This window comes from Butyricicoccus sp., from assembly GCF_050872565.1.
Lineage (GTDB): Bacteria > Bacillota > Clostridia > Oscillospirales > Butyricicoccaceae > Butyricicoccus_A.
On sequence record NZ_JBNMHC010000052.1, the window covers coordinates 1 to 9,100 of the forward strand.

The window sequence follows — 9,100 nt, forward strand, 5'->3', positions numbered from 1 at the left end:
GAAGCGTCTGTGGCCGGATGCAGAAGGTGATTGCCTGCCGCACGCTCGTTATGCAGATACGCTGAAGAAGATCGGCTTCGAGGGCGACTGCTGCACCATCGAAATCTTCCGTCCGGCATACTATGAGATGACGCAGGAAGAGAATGTAAAGAAGTCTGCAGAGGTTACCCGTGCGCATGTCGCAAAGTACTGCAAGTAAGTAGTATCGGATACAAAAGAAGAATGCACGCACCAGGAAAATTGGTGCGTGCATTTTTTATTCTTGCAAAGATACGATTTTATGCTATAATAAACCCGATTTATTCGATCATTTGGTGATAGAAAGGAAAAACAATGAAACGGGCATTGAGTTATGGTATTTTGGGCGCTTTGTTTTTTGCGTTTACATTTGTATTTAACCGGAGTATGAATTTAAGCGGCGGCTACTGGCTGTGGAGTGCTTGTCTGCGATATATATTCACTCTGCCGCTCATGGGCATTCTTGTGTGGAAACAGCACGGAGTACAAGCAGTCTGGTGTGCGATCAAACAGCAGCCTTTGGCGTGGCTGCTGTGGAGTACGGTTGGCTTCGGTCTGTTTTACATGCCGTTGACAGCCGCTTCGATTTACGGAGAATCTTGGTTTGTCGCTGCGACTTGGCAGGTGACCATTGTCGCAGGTGTTTTGCTCACCCCGCTGTTCGGCAAAACGATTCCAATAAAAAATCTGCTGTGTGCGGGATGCATTTTATTTGGTATTTTTTTGCTGCAAACAGCACATCTGTCTCAGATGCAAGCAGGCGGGATATTGCGTGCGCTGCTTTTGATTTTGATTGCCGCGTTTTCCTATCCGTTGGGAAACCGAAAGATGATGGTGATCTGTCCGCAAGAGTTTTCGACCGTTCAGCGCGTATTTGGCATGACGCTGTGCAGTATGCCGTTTTGGATCGTACTGTCGGTTTACGCGGGAGTAACGCATGGCGCGCCGAGTACCGGTCAACTTACCCAGTCTTTTATTGTCGCTTTGTTTTCCGGCGTGATTGCAACGGTTCTGTTTTTTGAAGCGACTAACTTGGTCAAGCACAATGCCAAGCAGTTGGCTGTCATTGAGGCAACACAGTCCGGTGAAGTGATTTTTACACTGTTGGGCGGCGTTCTGTTCTTGGGAGACCTGATGCCAAGTCTTGTCGGATGTGTCGGCATTGCGGTCATTGTTGCGGGCATGATCTGTAATAGCTTGGTTTCTATGCAGACAAAATAAAAAACAGTGAGAAGAATTTCTTCTCACTGTTTTTTGGTGCCGGTGACCGGACTCGAACCGGTACGCTGTCGCCAGCGGTGGATTTTGAGTCCACTACGTCTACCAATTCCATCACACCGGCAGATGACGATAATTATTATACAAGAAGAGATGGAAAATTGCAAGTCTTTTTACAAATTTTTTTGTGAAAAAATATCCAGGCATTTCTGCCTGGATATAAAGATCAAAACTCTGCGTCGTCATCCGCCCAAGTATCTACGAGCTGCATGGCTTTGTAAACAAAGAGGGCAACGGATGCGAGAAATGCGCAGACAACGAAACCACGATGCTTTTTGAAAAAATCAGAAAAAGCCGTGCCAATCAGGACGCCGAAAGAGATGAGCATCATTTTCAGTACAAAAACTTCGGACAACACGAATTTGCTGAGCAGGGAAGACAAATGCTCTTGCGCTGCGCTGTATCCGAGCTGGGCATACTTGCGAAGGTCTTCTGCATGAGAAGCCGCTAAATCACGGTATTTTTCCGTCTGTTCAAATAAATCATTTCTCATGAGTGCTTGGCTCCTTTCTCGGTAGTCATGCGGCGTTTGGCATAATATCGCCGCCGACTCTCTTGCTTTTTCTTTTCCGACTGAATTTTTTTGCGAATTTCTGCCGAAGTCGAACAGCTTTGCCGTCCTGCCTGGGAGACATGTCCAATGCGCATTTCCAACGCATCCAGCAGATCTTGCGTCTGAAAACAGTGCTGGCTTTTGAGAGCCTCTGCAAAAATCAGACCACAGGCACGGGCATCAGACAAAGCCTCGTGATGATTGAGACGAATGTCCAGATCGCTGCACACCGTATCCAGCTTGTGATTTTCCATTTCCGGCCAGAGAAGCTGGGAAATTTTGACTGTGCAGACATAATCGAACTCCGGCACCGGAATGCCATAGTATTCGAGTAGCTTGCACAGAACGGCTGTATCAAAGGCTGCGTTGTGGCAGACGATGAGCTGATTTTCAATGCTGCTGTGAATTTGCTCCCAGACCTGATCGAAGGTAGGGGCATCTTTTACCATATTCTTTTTAATGCCGTGAATGCGGACGTTGTACCAGTTGAACTTTCCATATTCTTCCGGCGGACGAATCAACGTGATGGTCTCTTTGACCGGAACATTATCCTCAAACTCAACAACGCCAATCGAGCAAGCGCTGAGCATCGATGCATTAGCGGTTTCAAAATCAATTGCTGTGAATTTCAAAAACAAGCCTCCAGATTTATTGATGGCGAACCCGCTCTTCGGCCGTGCGAAGAAAATAGTAAAACGGCGCAATTCGCTTCAGATGATATATCATTATATCATAGAATGAGCCGTCAAACAAGGCGGTATGATCGTCATAGAAGGCACTTACGCCGATATTTTTTCGATTTAACCAGATTTGATCGGCTTCCGGTGCATCCGGAAACGGCGGACGCTTGTAACAATCGCCATACAGCGAAAAGGCTGGAGTCTGCGCTAAGGCCTGTCTGGCTTGCTGGTATCGTATATCGTGATTCAATATCATCTGGCGGAATTCGTCGCGGATATTGGTGGGGATGTGATAATATCCGACACCATAGCCCCAGCCTTCCTGCTCAATTTCAAAATAATAGCACAGAGAGTCACTCAGATGCTTTTTGGGATGCCGAAAGGTGAGCCATAAGTGGTCACGATATAAATCCTTGTTTTTGGTGAATCGGTTGTCGCGGCGCACGCGGCTGAGCGCTTTGTACGGCGTCACGACAAATTGCGGATCGATTTCCAGCATGGTCGGTGCCATTTGCTCGGTCAGATGATAAAATGGCTCAATGGCGAGCTTGCGGCAGTCTGCTTTATGCTCTTCATACCATGATTTGCTGTTTCGGATGTGATTTTCTGCGAGGAAATCCAGCATTTGTGGAGTAAATTCTTGAAATATCATGTGAGCGAAATCTCCTTATCTGTTTTTTTACATGGTATTATTGTAACGCATATGATTTGTTGTTTCAAATATTTCTCAGGTATGATATAATCAATTTGCAAAACTGACAAAGACATCGGGAGGAAAAGATGGCAGAAGAGACCAAACAGGAAGAACAGGTTAAGACGGAAAAACCGAAGAAGAGCAAGAAAAAGATCGCAATTATCGCCGCAATTGTCGTTGTTGTGGGCATTTTTTGCATCAAATCGTTTGACCGCGTAGGACAGGGTGAAGTTGGCGTGGTATACACGATGAGCAGCGGTGTACAGGATAAGACGCTGTCGCCGGGCTATCATTTTATTGCGCCGTGGGCGAAGGTAAAGCACTATCCTGTGGCACAGCAGCAGCTGGTACTGTCCAACAATCCGGAGGATTATAACGAAAGCGAACATGCGGATTGGCATGTTGATGCCCCGGCAGATGGCGGCATGGTTAAGCTGAATATGACCGTGAACTATAACTTTATTCCGGACCGCGTGACGGATTTGTATGAAAAGTTTAATGGCATGGATGGCGACCAGATCGTCGATACGATGGTACAGAACAGCATCATTGCTTACATCAAAGAAGTGACACCGCAATTTTCTGTCATGGACATCTACAGCGACAAGCGTTCGGAGGTCAGCAAAACCATTACGGAATATCTGAACACCAAGCTGACAGAAGAATATGGCATCAACATTTCATCTGCTTTGATTATTGATGTACAGCTGGATGAAGCCCTGCAGGAAAAGGTCAAAGCGAAGGAGCAGGCAAAGCAGGATGCAGAGAAGGCGGAGCTGGACAAGCAGACCGCGATTGCTCAGGGCGAAGCGGACAAAGCGCGGGCAGAAGCTGCCGCAGCAGTCACAATCACCAATGCACAGGCAGAAGCAGAGGCGAACAAGATCATCTCGGATTCCATTACGGATAATCTCATTCGCATGACAGAGGCAGAAGCGCGCAAGAAGCACGGCTGGGTCACAGTAAAGGGCGCAGATACCGTGGTTGCCGATGCATCAAAGGGCAATTAACGAAATAGAGAACTGCTGACAACAAAATAGTTTTGCAGCAAACGACCATTCTTCCTGCAAGAGTGGTCGTTTTGTTGTTTAAAAATTTCTGCAATGTTTCGAGTTGCACTTTCTTTTCTGGCGATTCTGTTGTATACTTATTAGTAATTTATGAATCGCAGGAGGTTTTCTTATGCATAGAATTTTACAGCTGCTGGAACAGGATGCCCGTATTACACCGGCGCGCATTGCGAAGATGCTTGGCATGACCGAGCAGGAGGTAAAGGACAGCATTCGCAAGTATGAGCGGGATGATGTCATTCTGGGCTATAAGGCGATTGTCGACTGGGGCAAGATCAAGCGCGATAACGTCACTGCGTTGATTGAAGTTCGCGTTAGACCGCAGACCGGCGCCGGATTTGATGAGCTGGCACAGCGCATTTATAACCACAAGCAGGTTGTAGATATGTATCTGATGAGCGGTTCTTTCGACTTTACCATCATTGTCAATGGCCGTTCCCTGCAAGAGGTTTCTCAGTTTGTATCTGAGAATCTTGCGCCGATGGAGAATGTCGTTTCGACCTCGACACACTTCGTGCTCAAGACCTACAAGAATGCAGGTATTGCTTTCAATCCAGTTGACGAAAGAGAGGATTTCCGGAATGATTGATTACTCGGCTCTGATCTCGGACAAAGCACGGGACATCAAGCCGTCCGGCATCAGAAAATTCTTTGACATCGTCAATACAATGGATGATGCGATCTCTCTGGGTGTTGGTGAGCCGGATTTCCAGACACCTTGGCAGATTCGCCGCGCAGGTATTGATTCTCTGCAGCAGGGCAAGACGTTCTATACGTCCAACTGGGGCTTAGTAGATTTGCGCAAGGAAATTTCAAAATATGCAATGGAAAATTATCATCTGGAGTATGATTATCACGATGAGATTATCGTGACAGTCGGAGGCTCCGAGGCCATTGATAATGCCCTGCGTTCGTTCGTGTCCAATGGAGATGAAGTGCTGATTCCGGAGCCGTCTTTTGTCTGCTATACGCCGCTGGCTATGATGGCAGGCGGTGTGCCGGTTCCGCTGAAAACACGCATGGAAGACGGCTTCAAGCTGACCGCTGAGACCCTCAAGAAGGCAATTACTCCGAAAACCAAGGTGCTGATTATGCCGTTCCCGAACAATCCGACCGGTGCCATTATGACGCGGGACGAACTGGAAGAAATCGCAGCAGTTTTGCGGGACACCAATATTATCGTCATTTCTGATGAGATTTACTGTGAGCTGACCTACGGCGGCAAGCAGCATGTCTGCTTTGCAGAATTGCCGGGGATGCGGGAACGCACGATTGTTATCAACGGTTTTTCCAAGTCGTTTGCTATGACCGGCTGGAGACTTGGCTGGGTTATGGCGCCGCGCGAGATGCTCAAGCCGCTGGTAAAGATTCATCAGTTCGGTATTATGTCTGCGCCGACAGTCAGCCAGTTTGCCGGCATTGAGGCACTGCGCACGGGCAGAGAGGACATCAAGTACATGCGTGAGCAGTATGACTTGCGCCGCCGCTTTATGTACTATCGGCTGCAAGAAATCGGTATGCCGTGCTTTGAGCCGGAAGGTGCCTTCTATATCTTCCCATCTATTGAAAAATATATGGATGATGATGAAAAGTTCTGTGATGAACTGCTCAGAAAGAAGAAGGTTGCTGTTGTTCCGGGCAGTGCATTCGGCGAGAGCGGCCGCGGACATGTTCGTATTTCGTATTCGTACTCCATGATGCATCTGGAAACAGCAATGGAACGCATTGAGGAATTTGTACAGGAATTGTAAATCAAATCAGCAATGGCAGAGACGAAGATCTTATCTGTCTCTGCCATTTTTTGTATCTCTAAAACTGTGCTGATAAAATAATCGAAAATTGTACATTTTATTGTGCACAGTTATGCGATATAATGACTGCAATGAAAAAATAACTTCTGTACGAGGTGATATGACATGAGTGATTCAAAATACACAACGCGATTTCTATGTCTGACGGCAGTTATGGCTGCAATCACTTGCATTGCAACGATGGTTATCCAGATTCCGATTCCGTTGGGCTATGCGCATCTCGGTGATGCTTTTATTTTGTTGACCGTTTTGTTTGTCGGCAGAAAGTCCGGCATCTGGGCAGGCGGCATTGGCTCTGCTCTGGCTGATTTGCTGACCGGTTATGCGTATTGGGCGATTCCGACCTTTATTATTAAGTCGCTGATGGCATATTTTGTCGGCAAAATTGCGTACAAAGAAGATACCTGCAAGCTGTTTTCTGCGAGAACGCTGATTGCCTGCATCGTCGGCATGGTTTGGATGGTTGTTGGTTATACCGTAGCCGGTGCATTTCTGTATGGCGGACTGGCACAGGGTTTGGCTTCGACACCGGGACTTTCCGTCAAGGCGGTTCTCAATTTGGCTGTTTGCTATGGTGTCGGCGCGCTGCTTGAAAAAGCAAAGGTTCGTGCCTTCCTCACCACGGATAGAAAGGGTCGTGCATGATAGATCACAACAGACAAAAGAAAATTGCTGTTATCAATGACTTTTCCGGCTTTGGACGCTGCTCAATTGCAGTGTCCATGCCGATTTTGTCTGCATTGAAGGTACAGTGCTGTCCGGTGCCGACGTCGATTTTTTCCAATCACACCGGTTTTCCGCAGTTCTTTTTTGATGATTACACGGATAAAATGCAGGAATATATTGACAATTGGAAAAAGTTAGATTTGCAGTTTAACGGCATCCAGACCGGATTTCTCGGCTCCGAGCAGCAGATTGCCATTGTGCAGAAATTTATCGAGGATTTTTGCACGGCACATACCATCGTGATTATTGACCCGGTGATGGGAGATCACGGCAAAATGTATCCGACATATACAGAGGGCATGTGTCAGTCGATGAAGAAACTGGTGGCCTATGCAGATATTTTGACACCGAATTTGACAGAGGCGTGTATCCTGACTGATACGCCGTTTCATGAAGGACACTGGACCATGAAAGAGCTGGATGCACTCGCACGTAAATTAGCAGAGCAAGGACCGGAAAAGATTGTGATTACCGGCATTCCGCAAAAAGCCTATGTTTCCAATTTGATTTATGAAAAAGAGGGACAAGCGAAACTGCTGCGCACGCAGCGTATCGGCAGTGAACGCTCAGGCACCGGTGATGTATTTTCTTCGATTATTGCGGCAGATGCTGTCAATCATGTGCCGTTTGAAGATTCGGTGCGCAAGGCATCCCGCTTTATTAAGAAATGTATTCTGCGTTCCATCGAGTTGGGATTGCCAAAGACCGATGGCGTTTGCTTTGAAGAATACTTGACTACTTTGAAATAACAAGGAGAGATCCTGTAATGAAAAAAGAAATGACGATTGTATATGATGTACACGATGGATTGTACATCAATTTGACAAACCGCTGTCCGTGCGCCTGCACATTTTGTCTGCGCCAGACTATGGACACCGTGGGAAAATCCGGCGGACTGTGGCTGGAGCATGAACCGAGCATCGAAGAGGTAAAACAGGCCATTGACGGTGTGGATTTGCATCGCTACACGGAAGTAGTATTCTGTGGCTTCGGTGAGCCGACTGAACGACTGGATACGTTGTTGGAAGCAGCAGCATATATCAAGCAGGTATGTCCGGATAAAAAAATCCGCATCAATACCAATGGTCTGGGCGATTTGGTCAACGGAGAACCGATTGCGCCGAAACTGCGCGGTTTGATTGATGTTGTATCGGTTAGTCTGAACACGCCGAATGCACAAGAGTATCTCAAGCTGACGCGCAGTAAGTTTGGCGAGCAGTCGTTTGATGCCATGCTGGCGTTTGCCAAGAGTGCCGGTGAGCAGGGAATCGAAGTCGTGATGACAACAGTGGATACGACAATCTCTCACGAAGAAGAGAAGCAGTGCCAAGCCATTTGTGACCGCATTGGCGCACGTTATCGCATCCGTCCGTGGGAAGATTAAGACCGCAATATTTCGATATGAAATAAATTGAGATTTTCTCAGAGAATCTGCATATTTTTTGTACGGAATGCGGATTGTAAACAATATGTAAACGTGATAGGATAAACTGGTACCGGATTTTCCGGTACCAATTTTTTTGCAAAGAGGATAGACATTCATGAAAGATATGACAAAAGGAAATCCGACGCGGTTGATTTTGCAATTTGCGATTCCACTGCTCATCGGACAGCTGTTCCAGCAGGTGTACAGCCTGACGGATACGCGCATTGTCGGCAGCTTTTTGGGAGAGAATGCACTGGCAGCAGTCGGCGCGACAAACTCGCTCAATTCGCTGGTTATCGGCTTTTTGATGGGTATGACGAATGGCTTTGCCATAGTCACCGCGCGATTTTTTGGTTCCGGCGACAAAAAAAGCATGAAAAAAGCCATTGCAGGTACCATTGTTTTGAGTGCAGGTACGATTATTGCCCTGACCCTGCTTTCGGTTGGCTTTTTGAAGCCGCTGCTTCGCGTGCTGAATACGCCGGAAGATTTGCTGCCGCTTGCCTGTTCCTATTTCCGTGTCATTTTGCTCGGTATGATTGTCACAGTGTTTTATAATGCCTGTGCAGCGACGCTGCGTGCGGTAGGAGACAGTATTACACCGCTGATTTTCCTGTTGGTCGCTACAATTGGCAATGTCGGATTAGATTTGCTGCTCATTTGCGTGTTCCATATGGGCGTTGCCAGTGCCGCTTGTGCAACAGTATTCTCGCAGTTTATTTCCGTTGTCATGTGCTTGGTATTTATCAAGGTCAAGTATCCGGAATTGGTTCCATCGCGAGAAGATTTCTCTCGTTTCTTGCATGACTCGCATGTGTTTAAATGGATGTACAGCACAGGCCTC

At 47.1% G+C, this 9,100-nt stretch carries 11 protein-coding genes, 1 tRNA gene and 1 pseudogene; 9 read left to right on the forward strand and 4 right to left on the reverse strand.

The genetic code is table 11. The features are described 5' to 3' along the window. Together ACR0P9_RS03835 and ACR0P9_RS03840 are read left to right on the forward strand one after the other, a co-directional pair. Positions 1 to 199, forward strand: a pseudogene (locus ACR0P9_RS03835) (sugar phosphate isomerase/epimerase family protein); the annotation flags it as partial. A 206-nt stretch (positions 200 to 405) separates the two neighbouring features. Beyond that, entirely contained in the window at positions 406 to 1,239 is an 834-nt protein-coding gene (locus ACR0P9_RS03840; RefSeq protein ID WP_432617512.1) for a DMT family transporter, read from the forward strand. A gap of 34 nt (positions 1,240 to 1,273) precedes the next feature. Here the strand turns inward: ACR0P9_RS03840 and ACR0P9_RS03845 are convergent. From ACR0P9_RS03845 to ACR0P9_RS03860, 4 genes are all read right to left on the reverse strand, one after another. Beyond that, a tRNA-Leu gene (locus tag ACR0P9_RS03845) sits at positions 1,274 to 1,360 on the reverse strand. Positions 1,361 to 1,462: 102 nt separating this feature from the next. Then, a complete protein-coding gene (locus ACR0P9_RS03850) occupies positions 1,463 to 1,789 on the reverse strand; it encodes a hypothetical protein (RefSeq protein WP_432617513.1) in 327 nt (108 codons plus the stop codon). Beyond that, entirely contained in the window at positions 1,786 to 2,481 is a 696-nt protein-coding gene (locus tag ACR0P9_RS03855) for a 3'-5' exonuclease (protein ID WP_432617514.1), read from the reverse strand. Before ACR0P9_RS03855 ends, ACR0P9_RS03850 begins: the two co-directional genes overlap by 4 nt. A gap of 16 nt (positions 2,482 to 2,497) precedes the next feature. Beyond that, positions 2,498 to 3,181 (reverse strand): DUF2461 domain-containing protein, encoded by a 684-nt coding sequence (locus ACR0P9_RS03860; RefSeq protein WP_432617515.1) that lies wholly within the window; start codon positions 3,179 to 3,181, stop codon positions 2,498 to 2,500. A gap of 128 nt (positions 3,182 to 3,309) precedes the next feature. Here ACR0P9_RS03860 and ACR0P9_RS03865 point away from each other — a divergent pair, with 128 nt between their 5' ends. The 7 genes from ACR0P9_RS03865 to ACR0P9_RS03895 all read left to right on the forward strand — a co-directional run. After that, a complete protein-coding gene (locus ACR0P9_RS03865; RefSeq protein ID WP_432617516.1) occupies positions 3,310 to 4,233 on the forward strand; it encodes a prohibitin family protein in 924 nt (307 codons plus the stop codon). A 172-nt stretch (positions 4,234 to 4,405) separates the two neighbouring features. Continuing rightward, positions 4,406 to 4,882: an Lrp/AsnC family transcriptional regulator gene (locus ACR0P9_RS03870; RefSeq protein ID WP_432617517.1), complete on the forward strand. Its 477-nt coding sequence runs from the start codon at positions 4,406 to 4,408 to the stop codon at positions 4,880 to 4,882. After that, positions 4,875 to 6,044, forward strand: coding sequence for an aminotransferase class I/II-fold pyridoxal phosphate-dependent enzyme (locus ACR0P9_RS03875; RefSeq protein ID WP_432617518.1), 1,170 nt, complete (start codon positions 4,875 to 4,877; stop codon positions 6,042 to 6,044). Before ACR0P9_RS03870 ends, ACR0P9_RS03875 begins: the two co-directional genes overlap by 8 nt. Before the next feature lie 165 nt (positions 6,045 to 6,209). Continuing rightward, a complete protein-coding gene (locus tag ACR0P9_RS03880; protein WP_432617519.1) occupies positions 6,210 to 6,749 on the forward strand; it encodes an ECF transporter S component in 540 nt (179 codons plus the stop codon). Further along, positions 6,746 to 7,579: a pyridoxamine kinase gene (locus ACR0P9_RS03885; RefSeq protein ID WP_432617520.1), complete on the forward strand. Its 834-nt coding sequence runs from the start codon at positions 6,746 to 6,748 to the stop codon at positions 7,577 to 7,579. The genes ACR0P9_RS03880 and ACR0P9_RS03885 overlap by 4 nt, the downstream gene beginning before the upstream one ends. Before the next feature lie 17 nt (positions 7,580 to 7,596). Beyond that, a complete protein-coding gene (locus tag ACR0P9_RS03890; protein WP_432617521.1) occupies positions 7,597 to 8,214 on the forward strand; it encodes a TIGR04100 family radical SAM protein in 618 nt (205 codons plus the stop codon). 157 nt (positions 8,215 to 8,371) lie between these two features. Further along, a partial coding sequence (locus ACR0P9_RS03895) for an MATE family efflux transporter (RefSeq protein WP_432617522.1) occupies positions 8,372 to 9,100 on the forward strand: 729 nt, incomplete at its 3' end.